The sequence below is a fragment of the Streptomyces profundus genome, from assembly GCF_020740535.1.
GTDB lineage: Bacteria > Actinomycetota > Actinomycetes > Streptomycetales > Streptomycetaceae > Streptomyces > Streptomyces profundus.
The window spans coordinates 6528328-6545944 of sequence record NZ_CP082362.1 but is presented as its reverse complement, the minus strand read 5'-3'; the positions used below and the strand labels follow the sequence as shown (position 1 = coordinate 6545944).

Annotated in this window: 10 protein-coding genes; 5 read left to right on the top strand and 5 right to left on the bottom strand. The window is 72.6% G+C overall.

Annotated features, from left to right (window positions below; translation table 11 throughout):
• Positions 1-8: 8 nt before the first annotated feature.
• Positions 9-8072, bottom strand: coding sequence for a type I polyketide synthase (locus K4G22_RS27605; RefSeq protein ID WP_228084246.1), 8064 nt, complete (start codon positions 8070-8072; stop codon positions 9-11).
• A gap of 393 nt (positions 8073-8465) precedes the next feature.
• On the opposite strand from K4G22_RS27605, the gene K4G22_RS27600 reads away from it, so the two are divergent.
• From K4G22_RS27600 to K4G22_RS27580, 5 genes are all read left to right on the top strand, one after another.
• The gene (locus tag K4G22_RS27600; protein ID WP_228083177.1) at positions 8466-9194 is read left to right on the top strand and encodes a response regulator transcription factor; all 729 of its coding nucleotides are present in this window, start codon (positions 8466-8468) and stop codon (positions 9192-9194) included.
• Complete coding sequence (locus K4G22_RS27595) at positions 9191-10651, top strand: sensor histidine kinase (protein WP_228083176.1); 1461 nt, start codon at positions 9191-9193, stop codon at positions 10649-10651. The genes K4G22_RS27600 and K4G22_RS27595 overlap by 4 nt, the downstream gene beginning before the upstream one ends.
• Positions 10652-10784: 133 nt before the next feature.
• Positions 10785-11588, top strand: coding sequence for a polyphosphate polymerase domain-containing protein (locus tag K4G22_RS27590; protein ID WP_228083175.1), 804 nt, complete (start codon positions 10785-10787; stop codon positions 11586-11588).
• 11 nt (positions 11589-11599) lie between these two features.
• On the top strand, positions 11600-12286 hold the full coding sequence (locus tag K4G22_RS27585; RefSeq protein WP_228083174.1) for a DUF4956 domain-containing protein: 687 nt from the start codon (positions 11600-11602) through the stop codon (positions 12284-12286).
• A gap of 2 nt (positions 12287-12288) precedes the next feature.
• Positions 12289-13782, top strand: a complete 1494-nt coding sequence (locus K4G22_RS27580; protein ID WP_228083173.1) for a CotH kinase family protein — start codon at positions 12289-12291, stop codon at positions 13780-13782.
• Between the two features lie 25 nt (positions 13783-13807).
• Here K4G22_RS27580 and K4G22_RS27575 read toward each other — a convergent pair whose 3' ends face one another.
• Genes K4G22_RS27575 through biuH form a run of 4 tightly spaced genes read right to left on the bottom strand, consistent with a single transcriptional unit; the run spans position 13808 to position 17587 of the window.
• Positions 13808-14488 carry an alpha/beta fold hydrolase gene (locus K4G22_RS27575; RefSeq protein ID WP_228083172.1) on the bottom strand — a complete coding sequence of 227 codons (681 nt, stop codon included), beginning with the start codon at positions 14486-14488 and terminating at the stop codon, positions 13808-13810.
• Complete coding sequence (gene atzD, locus K4G22_RS27570) at positions 14485-15546, bottom strand: cyanuric acid amidohydrolase (protein WP_228083171.1); 1062 nt, start codon at positions 15544-15546, stop codon at positions 14485-14487. Before atzD ends, K4G22_RS27575 begins: the two co-directional genes overlap by 4 nt.
• Positions 15543-16904, bottom strand: coding sequence for a nucleobase:cation symporter-2 family protein (locus tag K4G22_RS27565; RefSeq protein WP_228083170.1), 1362 nt, complete (start codon positions 16902-16904; stop codon positions 15543-15545). Before K4G22_RS27565 ends, atzD begins: the two co-directional genes overlap by 4 nt.
• Positions 16901-17587, bottom strand: a complete 687-nt coding sequence (gene biuH, locus K4G22_RS27560; RefSeq protein ID WP_228083169.1) for a biuret amidohydrolase — start codon at positions 17585-17587, stop codon at positions 16901-16903. Before biuH ends, K4G22_RS27565 begins: the two co-directional genes overlap by 4 nt.
• Positions 17588-17617 lie beyond the last annotated feature (30 nt).

Sequence of the window (17617 nt, the reverse complement as noted above, 5' to 3'; positions counted from 1 at the left end):
ATCGGAGATCAGGAGATGCCGAGTTCGTTGTCGATGAAGTCGAAGATCTCGTCGTTGGTGGCCGAGCTGATCCGGTCGGTGAGATCGGCGGGCGCCGAGCCGCCCGGTGCGGCCGGTGGCTCGCCGAGTCGGGTGAGGAAGTCCGAGAGCCGGCCGACCAGTCGGACGCGCGTCTCGTCGTCCGGCGCGAGCCGCGTCAGCACCGCCTCGATGCGGTCCAACTCCTCGGTGGGGTCCGGCGTTTGGGGGCGTGTCAGCAGGCTCCGCAGGAACTCCGCCAGGGCCACGGGGGTGGGATGGTCAAGCAACAGCGTGGTGGGCAACGGCAGTCCGGTCTCACGGGTGAGCCGGTTGCGCAGGTCGATCACCGTGATGGAGTCGAACCCGGAGGCGAGGAAGCCTCGTTCGGGGTCGACGAGGTCGGGCGACGGGTGGCCGGCCACCACGGCGGCGGTGGTACGGACATAGGCCAGCAGCCGCGCGCGCTGCTCGCGCGCGTCGAGGCGCGCCAACTCGTCGACGAGGCCGGCTCCTCCCGGCGTCGGCCGGCCGCCGGGGCGCCGCCCCGGGCCGCTCGCCAGTCCGGCGAGTATCCCGGGCGTCTCCTCCGCGCTCCCCGGCAGCGCGAGCCTGGCCGGGACCAGCAGGGGCCGGCCGCCGCCCAACGCGCGGTCGAACAGCTCCAACGCGGACTCGGTGGCCATCGGGGCGAGCCCCTCGCGGGCCAGTCGGGCGATGTCCCCCTGGGACAGATGGCCGGTGATGCCGCTGGCCTCGGCCCAGTACCCCCAGGCGAGGGCGGTGGCGGGCAGCCCCTGGGCGTGCCGGTGCTGGGCGAGGGCGTCGAGGAAGGTGTTGGCCGCCGCGTAGTTGGCCTGCCCCCGGACGCCCAGGAGCCCGGAGGCGGACGAGAAGAGGACGAAGGCGGCGAGGTCGGCGTCGCGGGTCAGTTCGTGCAGGTGCCAGGCGGCGTCGGCCTTGGGGCGCAGGGCGGTGGCGAGTTGGTCGGGGGTGAGGGTGGTGAGGGTGGCGTCGTCGAGAACGCCCGCCGTGTGGATGACGGCGGTGAGCGGACGCGCGTCGGGGATGGCCGCCAACAGCTCGGCGACGGCCTCCCGGTCCCCGACATCGCAGGCGGCGACCGTCACCGTGGCGCCCGAAGCGCCGAGTTCGTCGACCAGCGGGCTCGCGGCGGGCGCCGATGGCCCTCGGCGGCTGGCCAACAACAGGTGCCGGACGCCGTGCCGGGCGACCAGGTGGCGCGCGACCAGCCCGCCGAGAACACCGGTGCCGCCCGTGATCAGCACGGTGCCCTCCGGGTCGAACGCGGCCGTGGTCGGGGCCGGCGGCGTAGCGCGCCTGGCGAGCCGGGGGGTGCTGAACGAGCCGTCACGCCAGGCCAGTTGGGTCTCGCCGGTGGCCAGCGCCGCCCGCGCCACCGCTCGCGGCTCGGTGACGGCGTCACGGTCGGTGACGGTGGCGGTGGCGCGGTCGGTGGCGGCGTCGCGGTCAAGGTCGAGGTCAAGGTCGAGGTCGAGGAGAACCACCTGGTGGGGCAACTCCCGCTGGGCCACGCGGACCAGACCCCAGACCGCGGCGGCTGCCGGGTCGGGGGCCCGATCCCTCGCCCGCGCGGCCACCGCGTTCCTGGTGACGACCACGGCGGGCCGATCGGCTGGCAGGCCGGTCAGGAAGCGCAACGCCCGCTCGGTGGCCAGACGCGCCTCCTCGGCCGCGTCCCGCCCCTCGGTGACCACCTCGTGCACCAGTGGATCCGCCGTCAGCAGCGCCGCCGGATGCGGGACGGTCGCCCAGTCCACGGTGTAGAGGGTGCCCCGGGCGGCCGACGGCGGCGGGGCCATGTCGCCCAGGACCACCGCGTCGATGGTGAGCACCGTCACGCCGTCCGGGTCGGTGGCGTGCACCGCGACGGTGTCCGGGGTGAGCGCGGTGGTCCGGAGTCGCAGCGTGGCGGCCCCCGCCCCGGACAGGCGCACCCCGCGCCAGCCGACGGGGCTCCGGCCCTCCGCTGCCACGGCCCGCCAGAGCCCGTCCCACAGCTCGGGGTGGAGTGCGAAGCCGTCCGGCTGCTCGCCCTCCGAGAGGCTCAGCTCGACGTCCTCGGTGCCGGCGGGCGGGCTGGTGGGCTGGGGGCCGTCCGGTTCTGCTCGGCCGGTCAGCAGCCCGTCGGCGTGCCGGATCCACTCCTCGGCCGGCTCGTTCTCGTCGACCTCGCGCCGGGCGAAGCATGCGACCGTCCAGCGGCCGGTCTCCTCCGTGGCCGAGACGATCACCTGGAGTTCGAGGCCGCTGTCCTCGGGCACGGCCAACGCCGTGTGCGCGGTGAGTTCGGAGACGACCGCGTCCAACTCGCCGGCGGCGTACAACGCCAGTTCGAGCAGGACGGCGGTGGTGTCCGCCGCGCGGCCGGGGGCGAGGCGGCCGGTGTGGATCCGGGTGTCGGTGTCGGCGGGTCGGGTGGTGGTGGGCAGGAACGGGTGGGTGTTGTCGTGGTGTTGGTCGGTGGTGGGGGTCAGCCAGTAGCGGGAGCGTTGGAAGGGGTAGGTCGGGAGGGCGACGGGTCGGGGTCGGAGGGGCTCGAAGAAGGCACGCCAGTCCGGGGTGAGCCCCCGGGTGTGGAGACGGGTGAGCCCGCTGAGCAGGGAACGGACCTCGGGCAGGTCACGCCGCAGCAACGGCGTGGCGTCAGGCGCGTGCGGGGTGAGCGTGGCACCGGGCCCGACCTCGACCATGACGCCCACACCATGCCCACCCAGAGCAGTGAGGTGATCATGGAAGCGGACGGGCTCGCGGATATGCCGCACCCAGTGATCGGGATCGGTGACATCCCCACCCGCCACCAACGGAATACGCGGCGCGTGATACGTGAGCCGACGGGCCGTGGCCGCGAACTCCTCAAGAATCGGATCCATCAACGGCGAATGGAAGGCATGCGACACCTTGAGCGACGTGGTCTTCCGCCCCAGACCCCGAAAATGCTCACCCACCGCCGCAACCGCCGCCGCCTCCCCCGAAACCACCACCGCACGAGGCCCGTTCACCGCCGCGACACCCACCACCGACGAAAGCAACGGAAGAACCTCCTCCTCCACCGCCTCAACCGCCACCATCGCACCACCCGACGGCAGACCATCCATCAACCGAGCCCGCGCCCACACCAACGCCACGGCATCCGACAACGACAACACACCCGCCACATGCGCCGCCACGATCTCCCCCACCGAATGACCCGCCACAAAACCCGGAACCACACCCCAACTCTCCAACAACCGAAACAACGCCACCTCAACCGCGAACAACGCCGGCTGCGTGTGAAGCGTCCGATTCAACACCCCGGCATCACCACCCCACAGCACCCCCCGCAACCCCGGATCAAGCTGCTCCAACACCCCATCCAACGCCTCACCAAAGACCGGAAACGCCTCCGCCAACCCACGCCCCATGCCCAGATACTGAGCACCCTGACCCGGAAACAAAAACGCCACACCACCCGAAACCGGCTGACCAACCACCCCCGCACCCCCCGCCACCGCCGCCAACCCCGCAAGCAACTCCCCACGATCACCAGCGACCACCCCCGCCCGATACCCAAACACCGCACGCCCCGTCGCCAACGCGAACCCGACATCCACCGGCTCGGCGTCCCCCTCGCGGACGAACGCGCCCAACCGCGCCGCCTGGTGGCGCAACGCCGCTTCGGAGCGGGCGGACAGCAGCACGGGCACCGGCGTCCCTGGGCGCGGTGGCCGCTCGTGGCCCTGGGCCAGTGGCGCCTGCTCCAGGACGACATGGGCGTTGGTGCCGCTGATACCGAAGGACGACACCGCCGCACGGCGCGGCCGGTCGGCCGCCGGCCAGGGCCGCGCCTGCGTCAACAGCTCGACGGACCCCGCCGACCAGTCCACATGCTCGGACGGCTCATCGACATGCAGGGTTCGGGGCAGCAGCCCCGCGCGTAATGCCATGACCATCTTGGTGATCCCGGCGACGCCGGCGGCGGCCTGGGTGTGCCCGATGTTCGACTTCAACGACCCCAACCACAGCGGCACTTCACGATCCTGGCCATAGGTGGCCAGCAGCGCCTGCGCCTCGATCGGATCCCCCAGACGCGTCCCCGTCCCATGCGCCTCCACCGCGTCCACCTCATGAGCCGCAAGCCCCGCGTTCGCCAACGCCTGCCGAATCACCCGCTGTTGGGCAGGACCGCTCGGCGCGGTCAGACCGTTGGACGCACCGTCCTGGTTGACCGCACTCCCCCGGATCACCGCGAGCACCGGATGGCCGTTCCGCTGGGCGTCGGAGAGCCGCTCCAACAGGAGCAGCCCCGCGCCCTCGCCCCACCCCGTCCCGTCGGCCGCCGCCGAGAACGACTTGCACCGCCCGTCAGGAGCCAGCCCCCGCTGCCGCGAGAACTCGGTGAACATGCCGGGCGTGGCCATCACGGTCGCGCCGCCGGCGAAGGCCAGATCGCATTCGCCCGACCGCAGCGACTGCGCCGCCAGATGCACCGCGACCAACGACGACGAGCAGGCGGTGTCCACCGTCACCGCCGGCCCCGCAAGGCCCAACGTGTAGGCGATGCGGCCCGAGGCCACGCTCACCTGACTCCCGGTGAGGGCGTAGCCCTCGCTCCCGTCCCTCGCCTGATGGAGGCGGGGGCCGTAGTCCTGCTGGGTGGCGCCCACGAAGACGCCGACGGGTGCTCCGGAGAGCGTCCCGGGATCGATGCCGGCGCGTTCCAGCGTCTCCCAGGTGACTTCGAGCAGCAGTCGCTGCTGGGGATCGGCGGCCAGCGCCTCGCGAGGGCTGATCCCGAAGAACCCGGCGTCGAACCCGGCCACATCGGAGAGGAACCCGCCCTCCCTGACATAGGAGGCTCCTGGGCGCTCGGGGTCCGGGTGGTACAGGCCGCGCAGGTCCCAGCCACGGTCCTCGGGGAACGGGCCGACCGCGTCGCGTTCCGCCACGACCAGGTCCCACAGCTCCTCGGGGGTCCGCACGTCGCCGGGCCACCGGCCCCCGACCGCGACGATGGCCAGGGGCTCGTCGCCGTGGCGCGTCGCGGCGGCGGCAGGCGCCGGAACGCCGCCGGTGCCGGACAGTTCGGCGGCGAGCCGCTCGACGACGGCGCGGGGACTCGGGTGGTCATAGGTGAGCGTCGTGGGCAGCGGCAGGCCGGTGGCCTCGGCCAGCCGGTCGCGCAGCTCCACCGCCGACACCGAGTCGAAGCCGAGATCCTTGAACGACCGGCTGGGGTCGACGGCGGACGCGTCGGGGTGGCCGAGGACCAACGCCGTGGTGTCGGCGACGAGTTCGCCGACCGGTTGGGACGATATGACGCGCGGGGGCGCCTCCTCCGCCGTCCCCACCGGGGTGGGGGTGGCGCGGCGATGGCCGGTGTCCAGCCAGTGGCGGACGCGTTGGAAGGCGTAGTGCGGCAGATCGACCCGGCTTCCCGTGACGCCCGACGCCCGTGGCCAGTCGACGGCGCCGCCCCGCGCGTGCAGGGCCGCCGCCGACAGCAGGAACCGCCGCTGGCCGCCGTCCCCCCGGCGCAGGGTGCTGACCGCCGCCGCGTCCGGGTGGCGCTCCAGGAGCTGCCGCAGCCCGGCGGCGAGCACGGGATGGGGGCTGGCCTCCACGAAGCGGCGGTGGCCGTCGGCCAGCGCGGCGGCGACCGCCAGGTCGAAGCGGACCGGCTCGCGGAGGTTGCGGTACCAGTAGGGGGCGTCCAGCTCGGTGGTCGCCAGCGGGCCGCCCGTCACCGTGGAGTAGAAGGCGACGGGAGCGTCCGTCGGCGTGATCCCGGCGAGCGCGGCGAGCACCGGCTCCCGGACGGCCGTCACCTGGGGGGAGTGCGAGGCGTAGTACATGGGGATGCGCCGGGCGTCGACACCGCGTGCGGCGCAGTCGGCCAGCAGTGCGTCCAGGGCCGCCGGCTCTCCGGACACCACGCTGCTCACCGGCCCGTTGACGGCGGCGACGCCGAGCCGGTCCTCGTAGCCGCGCAGCAGCTCCGTCACCTTCTCGACCGGCAGCGGGAGCGAGGCCATGCCGCCCCGTCCGTCCAGGCGGGCGAGGACCCGGCCCCGGGTCGCCACCACCCGCGCCGCGGCCTCCAGGGAGAGCGCGCCGGCCAGGTGGGCGGCGGCGATCTCGCCCTGCGAGTGGCCGATGACCGCGTCCGCCTCGACGCCCGCGTGCTGCCAGAGCCTGGCCAGGGACACCATGACCGCGAAGAGCAGCGGCTGGACGACGCCCGAGTCGGTCCAGGCGGGCGCGCCGGGGGCGCCGTGCAGGGCTTCGGTCAGCGGGAAGTCCAGATGGGGGCCGAGGGCGTCGGCGCAGTCGTGGAAGTGGCCGGCGAACACCGGGCTCTCGGCGAGGAGTTGGGTTGCCATGCCGGGCCACTGGGAGCCCTGTCCTGGAAAGACGAGGACGGTGCCGCCGGCGCCCGCGTCGGCGGTGCCGCGCACCAGGTTCGGTGCCTGGCCGGCGGCGCTGATCGTCCGCAGGCCGTCCAGCAGTTCCGCGCGGCTTCCGCCGACGGCCACCGCCCGGTGCTCGAAGGCGGCCCGGGTGGTGGCCAACGAGAGCGCGATATCGCCGGCCGCGACGCCGGGCCTGGCGGTCAGGTGGTCATACAGCCGCTGTGCCTGGGCGCTCAGTGCCTCGGCGGTGCGGCCGGAGAGGGGCCAGGCCAGCGGCTGCGAGTCCGCCGGCGGGCGGGGGTCCGCCGGTGCGGGGGCGGTCGGTGCCTCGGCCAGCACGAGGTGGCAGTTGGTGCCCCCGACGCCGAAGGAGCTGACCCCGGCGATCCGGGGGCTCTCGGGCTCCGGCCAGTCGGTCGCGGCCGGCTGAACCCGCAGCCGCAGCTCGTCGAGCGGGATCTCCGGGGGCGGTGCCTCGAAGTTGAGGCTGGCCGGCAGGGTGGCGTGCCGGATGCTGAGCGCCGTCTTGAGCAGCCCGACGATCCCGGCGGCGCCCTCCAGATGGCCGACGTTGGTCTTCGCCGAGCCCACCAGGAGCGGCTTCCCCTCGGGCCGGCCCCTGCCGTGGACCGCGCCGAGGGCGCGCGCCTCCGCCGGGTCCCCGGCGCGGGTTCCGGTGCCGTGCAGTTCGACGTACTGGACGGCGTCGGGCCGCACGCCGGAGCCGGTGAGGGCCGCCCGGAGCAGCTCGGCCTGCGCCTCGTCGCTGGGCACCGTCAGATCCTCGGCGGCCCCGTCGTTGTTGACGGCACCGCCGAGGATGACGCAGTGGATCCGGTCGCCGTCGGCGACCGCGTGGCTCAGCGGCTTGAGCACCACCAGGCCCCCGCCCTCGCCCCGGACATAGCCGTTGGCCCGGGCGTCGAAGGTGTGGCAGCGGCCGTCGGGGGAGAGCGCGCCGAAGCTGGCCGCCGTCAGGGTGCTCTCCTCGGCCAGGATGAGGTTCACCCCGCCGACGAGGGCGATCGTCGACTCCCCGCTCGCCAGGCTCTCGCAGGCGAGGTGGACCGCGACCAGTGACGACGACTGGCCGGTGTCCACGCTGAGGCTGGGCCCGCGGAGGTTCAGCGCGTGCGACACCCGGTTCGCCAGGAGCGCCCGGCTGAGGCCCGTGAGGGTGTGCCGGCCGATCGCCTCCGGCGGCTGCCGGTGCGCCAGGACGGCGTAGTCGTCGGCCATGGCGCCGATGAACACGCCGGTCCGCTCGCCCCGGACGCGGTCAGGGGCGATGCCGGCGTCCTCCAGCGCCTCCCAGCTCAGCTCCAGCATGAGCCGCTGCTGTGGGTCCATCGCCGCCGCCGCCTTGGGTGAAACACCGAAGAACGCGGCGTCGAAGTGGTCCACCTGATCGATGAAACCCCCTTTCCAGGTGCGGGAGAAGGAGTCTCCAAAACGTGTCGCCGGAGCATCGGTAATCGCGCTCTCGCCGTTTTTCAACAGCTTCCAGAACGCCTCGGGGGAAGAGGCACCGGGTAAGCGGCAGGCGATTCCGACAACCGCTACCGGCTCCTTCTCTGCGTCTTGTTTTCCCTGGCAGGAGAGATGCTGCACGTGCTTCATCATCACCCTCACGGTGGACAGACCTCCAGCCGGTCAGCTGGCTGAAAACGGCATGGAAAGCACCTGGAGGAACGCGAAAAGGCGTGGGAGGAGGGGCCTCGTCATCATTGACGGAATGCGGTGGACTCACGACTCACGGCCTGGACTCATGCCGCGTCGGCTTCGAACACCCTGGCGATGCTAGGCGCGTGGCAGCCGGCCGAGCAACCCCCCTTAGTTTGCCCGGGGAATACGCCTAGGGGATGTGCTTCGCGAGGCAGGGGGACACCGCAATAACCACTTCACACGCGGGATAGGTCACGGAAAGGTCGGCTTCCCCACGCCCTTCCCCTTCCCCCGGCGCCCGGGGTGTCCTCGGCGTGTGCGTCCTGCCGGGTGGGCGAGGATCGGTCCATGCACCCGCATCTGACGACCGAGGGATCCGCTGGCGGCGGGGCCCGGATCCTGATTGTCGAGGACGATCCCAACATCCTCGAACTCCTCACCGCCTCACTGGAGTTGAACGGCTTCACCGCCCATGGCGCGGCCGACGCCAGAGCCGCGGTGCGGACGGCGGGGACCCATGCGCCGGACATCGCGATGGTGGATGTGACGCTTCCCGACCGCAGCGGCCTGAAGCTGGTGGGCGACCTGCGCGGCCTCGTGCCGGACCTGCCGGTGCTCTTCCTCACGGCTCGGGACACCGTCGAGGACCGGCTGGCCGGCTTCAGGGCCGGCGCGGACGACTATGTGACCAAACCGTTCAGCCTGGAGGAGGTCGCCTTCCGGCTCCGGGCGATCCTGCGCCGCACGGGTCGGGCCGAGGACCGGGCGGAGCCGTTGCGCTACGCCGATCTGGAGCTGGACGAGGACGCGCACGAGGCGCGGCGGGACGGGCATCCGGTGCGGCTCTCCCCCACCGAGTTCGCCCTGCTGCGCTATCTGCTGCTCAACTCGGGCCGGACGGTCACCAAGTCCCAGATCCTGGAACAGGTCTGGGGCGGGCAGACCGAGGACACGCGGGTGGTGGAGACCTACATCAGCTATCTGCGGCGCAAGGTCGACTCCCTGGGACGCCCGCTGATCCAGACCGTGCGGGGCATCGGCTACAGCCTGCGGCTGACGCGGGAGGACCGGCGATGAGCGGGGGGCGGTTCCGGCTCTGGCCGCGCGGTCTCGGCGCCCGGCTCACCCTGGCCCTGCTGTGCCTGACGGCGGTATGCCTCCTCGCCTTCGGCGCGGCCGGCACCGTGCTGCTGCGGCACTCGTTGATCGACGAGGTGGACGACCAACTCGCCGGCCTGCCGATCAGCGCCAGCCCCGCTCAGCCCCCGCCGGCGGAGGAGCGGCCTCCGCCCTTCCCCACCAGCCTGCGGGCCATCGAGCTGGACGACTCGGGCGAGGTGGAGCGGGTGGTCGGGCGGACCTCGGCCGACGAGGCGCTGCCCGACCTCTCCGGCTGGAGCCTCGATCGGCTGCGCGCGGCCAGGGGCGAGCCGTTCACCGTCCCCGGCACCGAGGGGGACGGCTCCTGGCGTGTGTTGACCGAGCCGGAACCGGACGGCGGCGTGCGGGTCGTCGCCCAGTCGCTGGACGACGTGGACGACACCCTCAGCCGGTTGGTGATCATCGAGACGGCGGTCGGGCTGACCCTGCTGCTGGCGCTCGGGGCGGGCGCCGTGGCGACGGTCCGCCTCCAGCTGCGCCCGCTGCGGGAGATCGAGCGGACCGCGCAGGCCATCGCCGGCGGCGACCTGGACCGGAGGGTCCCGGCCCAGGACCCGGCGACCGAGACCGGCCGGCTGGGCGCGGCGCTCAACACCATGCTCGGCGAGCTCGCCCAAGCCCTGCGGGAGCGCGACCGGTCGGCCGAGACGACGAGGCGCTTCGTGGCGGACGCCTCCCATGAGCTGCGGACGCCGCTCTCCTCCATCGTCGGGTTCGCCGAGCTCTACCGGCAGGGGCGACGTAGGGGGGTGGTCGCCGAGGACCCGCGCACCGAGCGCTGGATGTCCAGGATCGAGGAGGAGTCCCAGCGCATGGGGACCATGGTGAACAACCTGCTGATCCTCTCGCGGTTCGACGAGACGCCCCATCTCCAGCCGTCCGACGTGGAGTTGGGCGAGATCGCGGCGCGGGTGACGCGGGCGGCCAGGGAGCGCGCGCCGGGGGCGGTGCTCGAACTCCAGGTGTGCGAGCCGGTCTTCCTGGTGGCCGACAGCGAACGGGTGCGCCAGGTGCTGGAGAACCTGGTGGGCAACGCGCTCACCCACACCCCGGCGGGCACCCCGGTACGGGTCGAGGTCCTGCGCGCCGGCCACCCGCCGCCGCCCGGCCCCGTCACGGTGGGACAGCTGCCGCCCGGGGTGCGGGAGGTCGGCGTCATCACCGTCCGGGACAGCGGCCCCGGCATCCCGCGCGACGAGCTCCCCCGGCTCTTCGACCGGTTCTACCGGGCCAGCACACCCCAGGGGCGCAGCGGCGCCGGGCTGGGCCTCGCCATCAGCGCGGCCTTCGTCGCCGCACACGACGGCCGGCTGTCCGTGGACTCCGCCCCCGGCCGGGGGGCCGTCTTCACCGTGGTGCTGCCCCTCGGCTGAGCCGGAATCCCGGGTCGGCGGCCGGCGCCACGGGGCGGGCCTCTCAGGGTTCTCTCAGGATGTTCTCCGGGTTCTCCCACACTCGTCGTGTTCCATTCCCCTTCGTGTCACCAGGAAGTGGAAGGGAGCCGCCATGCCGCCGGCGGGCACATATCGACTGCACGCCTTCAACCGCTACGAGCTGAAGTACCTCGTCCCGGCCTCCCAGGTCGACGAGATCCGCCAGGAGATCGCCGCCCGGATGCGTCCCGACGGCCACGCGGGCGCGCATGGCTACGGGGTCTGGAGCGTGTACTACGACACTCGGGGCCTGCGCTTCTACTGGGAGAAGATCGAGGGCCTCCGCTTTCGCCGGAAGCTGCGCATCCGACGCTACGGCCCGCTCGGGCCCGCGCCCGACGACGCCCCGGTCTCGGTGGAGATCAAACAGCGGGTGAACCGGGTCACCCAGAAGCGCAGGGTGTTGCTGCCGTACGACCTGGCCAGGGAACTCTGCGACGGGCGGCGCCACATCAGGCACCCGGACGCCGACCAGGGCTTCGTGGACGAGGTGCTGGAGCTGGTGCAGCGGCTCGACCTGCGGCCCACGGCGATGACCGGCTACCGGCGTGAGCCCTATATGGGCATCGACGCCGACCTGGGCCTGCGGATCACCTTCGACCACCGGATCCGGGGCCGGGACCGTGATTTCGATCTGCGGGCCGAGAGCGAGAGCCGCTACATCGTCAACCCCCATCTGGTGGTGATGGAGGTCAAGGCGAACGAACGGGTCCCCTACTGGACCACCGACCTCGCCGCCCGGTTCGGCCTCCAGGTGCAGCGCATCTCCAAGTACTGCCAGAGCGTGGAGACCTTCGGTCGCGCGCCGCGCTCCGTCTTCCATGTCCCGGAGGCCGAGGACTCGGCCCGCCCGACGGCGCGGGACGCGCATCTCTAGAGAGGACTCGTATGGAACTCGACTTCGGGATCACCGATCTCTCCGGCACCTTCAGCGTCCTGGACGTGACGGTCGCCCTCTCCCTCGCCTTCGTCGCCAGCCTGGTGGTGGCGTGGACCTACCGGGCCACCCACCGCAACATCTCCTACAGCCAGAGCTATGTGCACACCCTGATCGTCCTGGGGATGCTGATCGCCCTGATCATGCTGGTGGTCGGCTCCAACATCGCCCGGGCCTTCGCCCTGGTCGGGGCCCTGTCCGTGGTGCGGTTCCGCAACGCGATCAAGGAGACCAGGGACGTCGGCTTCATCTTCCTGGTGATGGCCATCGGCATGGCCTGCGGCACCCGCTTCTACGCGCTGGCCGGCATCGCCACCCTGCTGATCTGCGCGGTGATCCTGCTGATGCACAAGTTCAACTGGTTCGCGCTCAACGTGCAGCGCCAGGTGGTCAAGGTCCAGGTGCCGGCGGACGACTTCGACTACGGTCCGAGCATCGACGATGTGCTGCTGCGCTTCGCCGACGAACACGAGCTGATCAGCACCGAGTCCGTGCGCGGCGGGACCATCGTGGAGATGGCGTACACCGCCCGGCTGAGGAAGAACGTCAAGCCGGCCCAACTGGTCCAGGCGCTCCGCCAGCTCAACGCCGGGCAGAAGGTCGCCGTGCTGACCGGCTACGACCAGACGGATCTGTGACCGTGGCCGGCCACACCGGCGCGGGACGCCGCCCGCCGCGTCATCTTCTGCCGCTCCGGCTGCGGCGCCACTGGAAGGCGCTGGCCGGCGCCGGAGCCGTCCTTCTGCTGCTCGTCCTGGTGCTGGGCGAGACGCGTGTCCGCCCCTACATCAGCTCCGAGTTGGTCGCCGACGAGGCGATCACCCAGAACATCGAGGGCGAGGGCGATCTCTTCGACGACGGGGAGCACACCATCGAGATCACCTTCAACGAGGACGAGTACGCCGACATGCTGCGCGTCTTCCGCGAGGAGGGCGAGAAGCAGTTCATCAGCGCCGACATCGTCATCGACGGCACCGTCGTCAACGACGTGGCGCTGCGCCTCAAGGGCAACTCCACCCTGATGAGCCTGCGTTCGGGCGGCGGGGACACCGGCCCCGGCGAAGGGGCGGGCCCCGGCGGGACAACGCTCTCCGAGGACGAGCCCGAGAGGCTGCCCTGGCTGATCAGCTTCGACGAGTACCAGACCGGACGCGGCTATCAGGGCCGCACCGAGATCGCGCTGCGCCCCGGCACCGCCACCTCGGACACCGCGCTCAACGAGGCGTTGGCCCTGGCGCTCACGGCGGCCGACGGGCAGGTCGCCCAGGACTTCACGTTCACCTCGGTCTCCGTCAACGGGGACGAGTCCGTGCCCCGGCTGCTGCTGGAGTCGCCCGACGAACCCTGGGCCGCGGAGGTGGGCGACGGCGTTCTCTACAAGGCGCGCGCGGGAGGCTCCCTCGCCTACCTGGGCGATGACCCGACCGACTACGAGGAGGCGTTCCGCCAGGTCAACGGGATCGGCGGCCAGGACCTGACGCCGGTGACGCGGCTGCTGCGGTTTGTGAACGAGTCGGACGACGAGGAGTTCGCCGCGGAGTTGGCGAACCACCTCGATGTGGAGTCCTTCGCCCGCTACCTGGCCACCCAGTCCCTGATCTCCAACGGCGACGCGATGGACGGCCCCGGCAACAACTACTACCTCTGGTACGACACCGAGGAGGAACGGTTCACCGTCCTCTCCTGGGACCTCAACCTGTCGTTCGGCGCCATGGGCGGCCCGGGCGGCGGCCAACCGCCCGAGGGCATGGAACTTCCGGACGGCATGGAGTTGCCCGACGGCGTGGAACCGCCAGAAGGGGGTCGGTTCCCCGGCGGGAGGGAACCGACCGAGGGCATGGAGCCGCCCGACGAGATGCCCGAGGGTGGGCCCGGCGGCGGCAGCGGTGCGTTGAAGGAGCGCTTCCTCGCCGATGACACCTTCCAGGAGCTCTACGAGCGGGTGTACGCCGAGATGTACGAGGAGCTGATCGGCGGCGGGGTGGCGACGGAGGTCCTGGGCTCCCTGACGGAGCGGGCCGACCGCGCCGGCGACGAAGGCGCCACCGCCGCCGGGGAGCAGCTCGCCGAGCGGCTCGCCGCCGTCACGGAGACGCCGAGCGAGAGCTCGATGTTCGGCGGCCGAGGAGATTAGCGGGGCCGCCGCCGCCCGTCGGCGCCTACCGCTGCGACTGCCAGGACTCGTCCTTCGGACGCCCGGACGAGGTCGCCTCGGCATGGGCGAGGACGACGTCGGCGAAGGTGGCGGCGGCCTCCAGGTGTGCGGCGTGGGCCGCGCCGGGGAGCGTGGCCCAGGGCACGCCGCAGTGGCGGCCGAGGGCCCGGACGGAGGCGTGCCGCGACGGTGGGGAGTCGGCGCCCGTCGTCAGCAGCACCGGGCCGCAGCCGGCGGCGGGCGGGGCCGGTTCGAAGGCGCCGAACATGGCGAACTCCCGCTCCACGACGCCGACTTCCGCCGGCGCCTGGGCCTCCGTCCAGGCCGGCCCGTAGAGGGCGCGTCCGAAACCCGCTACGCCGTCGGCGGCCAGCCCCTCGGCGACCTGGGCGAGGAGCCCGGGGGCCAGCGAGCCGGCGGCCGGCTCGTGCAGCACCGCCGCCCGCAGCGGCACGCCACGCGCCGCCAGTTCGAGGCCCAGCGTGGCGCCTCCGCTGACGCCGGCGACCACCGCGTCGGCACACAGCTCGCCGAGCGCGGCGACCTCGGTGTCCAGGTCCCCCGAACAGGGCCGGTCGGGGCGCACCACCTCGTGACCGGAGCCGGCCAGCCGACGCAGCACGGCGTCCCAGACCCGCGATGTCGTGGCGGCGCCGTGGATCAGCACCAGGCGGGGCCGGCTCATGGGGCGGGCACCCGGTAGACGACGGTGACGCTGCCGCCGCCCGGCGGCCCCTGGTGTTCGGCGCCACCGGAGACATACACCGCCGTCGTCCCGGCCAGCGCGGAGAGCAGTCCGCCGACGGCGGCCCTGGCGTGCCGGGTCGAGTTCAGATCGGAGTCGGTCAGCATGGTGTGGCGCGCGCCCCTGATCGTGCCGGACGGGTCCGCCTCGGCCTTGGCGAACACCTGCACCACCTCGCCGCCCTCGGCGTCGACCCGCGCGAAGAGGCGCTGGAGCGAATCGAGGTCGATCGCGTCGCGCATGACCCCGTGGACCGCGCGAAGGGGACCGCCGACGGCGCCGCTGGTGCCGAGCACCAGCACATGGCAGTCCGTCAGTTCCGCCCCGGCGCTGGCGGACGCGCGTGCGGACCAGACGTCGGCCGCGTGCCGCCCGGCCAGCGCGTCCAGGGCGGCGTCCTCGGCGCACTCCCCCAGCGAAAGCGCGATGCCCAGGGACGCGGCGGCGCGGGAGCGCGCCATCGACTCGTAGGTGTCCTCGGTGACGGGCTCGGCGCCGGCGGCGCGGCAGGCGGCGACCCGTTCCGAGGTGAGCAGCGGGCACTTGACCAGCACCATGTCCACCTCGTCCGGGGTGAGGCCGAGTTGTTCGGTGAGGGTGTCGACCACCTCCCGCACGGCCGTGAGCTGCGGCTCCCCGCCGATCTCGGCGGGTTCCAGGTCGCGGGTGCGCCCGACGGCGGCGACGAGCCCCCGGTCGTGTCCCGGGTGGGGCCCCGGATCGGCGACGAAGAGGTTCACATGCGGGCTGAGGACGCCCTCGGTGCCGCCGGAGAAGACGGTGACGGTGTCGTCGGGCAGCAGCGGTTCCCAGCGGGCGGCGGCGAGGCCGCGGGAGAAGTCGTTGACGCAGCCGTTGCCCTCCGTCTTGCCGACGACGGCGAGCACGTCGCCGAGCGTGCGACCGGCGGCGGCGAGCGCGTCGGCGGGGGTGAGATCGCCGGGGTCGGCGGTGGGCAGCCGCAGCAGGTCGACGGGCACGGGGGCGGGCCGGGTCATACGCGTTCCTTCGTACGGGGTGCGGTGAGGTGGTGGAAGAAGAGGTTGAGGACGAAGGCGACGATGACCGCGCTGGAGATCGCGCCGCCGGCGATGATGCGGAACCAGGAGGGGAAGCCGTCGTAGAGCGTGGGCGCGACGACGGGGATCATGCCCGTGCCGAGGGCCAGCGCCACGATCAGTCCGTTGTGCGTGCCGTCGTACTCGACGGCGCCGAGGGTGCGGATCCCGGTGATGGTGACCATCGTGAACATCACCAGGCTGACGGCGCCGATGACGGGCCCGGGCAGCGAGGCCACGGTCTCGGCGAGCTTGGGCATCAGGCCCAGCGTGACGAGCAGCACGCCAGCGGCGGCGGTGGTGAACCGGCTGCGGACGCCGGTCATCCGCACCAGGCTGACGTTCTGTGCGAACACGGTGTCGGGGAACGAGGTCGCCGCGCCCGCCACCGCGCCCGAAAGGCCGTCGGCGGCCAGCCCGCGCGCCAGGTCGGCGCGGCTCACGGGGCGGCCCGTCATGTCGCCGACCGCCATCAGGTAGGCGGTCGACTCCGCGAAGATCACGAGCATGACCACGCACATCGAGGCGACGGCTGCCAGGGGGAACTCCGGAGCGCCGAAGGGGAACGGCTCGGGCAGTCCGAACCATCCGGCGCCAGCGACCGAGCCGAAGTCGGTCATCCCCAGGAACACGGCGGCGCCGGTGCCGGCCAGCAGCCCGACGAGCACGACGGTCTGGGCGAGGAAGCCCCGGGCGAAGCGGGTGAGGACGACGATGAGGACGATCACGCCGGCGGCCAACGCCAGCTTGTCGGGGGCCGCGTAGTCGGGATCGTCGGGGTCGTCGCCCGCGATGAGGCCGATCGCCTTGCCGACGAGCGAGAGGCCGATGATGGTGACGGCCGTGCCTCGGACGACCGGCGGGAAGAACCGCACCAGCCGCGCGAACGGCCAGGCCACCAGCATGCCGAAGACACCGGCGGCCAGCATCGCCCCGTAGACGGCCGGCATTCCGTACTCGCCCTGGATGGCGATCATCGGGGTGACGGCGGTGAACGAGGCGCCCGCCACGACCGGCAGCCTGGCGCCGAACAGCCGGGACAGGCCCAGGCTCTGCACGATGGTGATGAATCCGGCGACCAGCAGGTCGGCCGCGATCAGCAGGCCGATGGTGGCGGTGTCGAGGCCGACCGCGGCGCCGAAGACCAGCGGCACGGCGACGCAACCGGTGTACATGACGGCCACGTGCTGGGCGCCGAACGCCCAGAGCCGGAGCGGCGTCGGGCGGGCGTCGACGGGGTGGACGTCCCCATCGGTGGGGGTGGTGCCGGACGTGGTCCCGGTGTTCTCCGCGCTCACGGGGTCTCCTTCAGCGCGGCGAGCCACTGGTCGCTGGTGGCGACGGCGCCGAAGACGCCGCCCTGCGTGCTGATCATGTTCAGGGCCGCCTCGTGGTTGCCGCGCTCGGTGGCGCCGGTGCAGTCGGACAGCAACAGGCACTCGTAGCCGCGGTCGTTGGCCTCGCGCATGGTGGTGTGCACGCAGACATCCGTGGTGATGCCCGTCAGCACCAGGTGGGTGATGGCTCGGGTGCGCAGCAGGAGATCCAGGTCCGTGGCGTGGAAGGAGCCCTTGCCCGGCTTGTCGATGACCGGTTCGCCCGGTTCCGGGGCCACTTCGGGGACGATCTCCCAGCCGGGCTCGCCCCGCACCAGGATCCGGCCGCACGGTCCGGCGGAGCCGATCTCGGCACCCACGCGCGCCGAGCGCCAACGCTTGTTGGCCGGCAGGTCGGACAGGTCGGGACGGTGGCCCTCGCGGGTGTGGATCACGGTCATGCCGGCCTCGCGGGCGGCGGCCAGCACCCGCGCGGTGGGTTCGAGCCCCGCACGGGTGAGCGAGATGTCGTAGCCCATGGCGTCGACATATCCGCCGGGGCCACAGAAGTCGGTCTGCCAGTCGATACACAGGAGAGCGGTACGGGCGACGGTCATATCGCCGTCGTAGGGCCAGGCGTAGGGGGTGGCGTCGACGGAGGCCATGGTGTCGGTTCCTTTCGGCCGCTGGCGCGG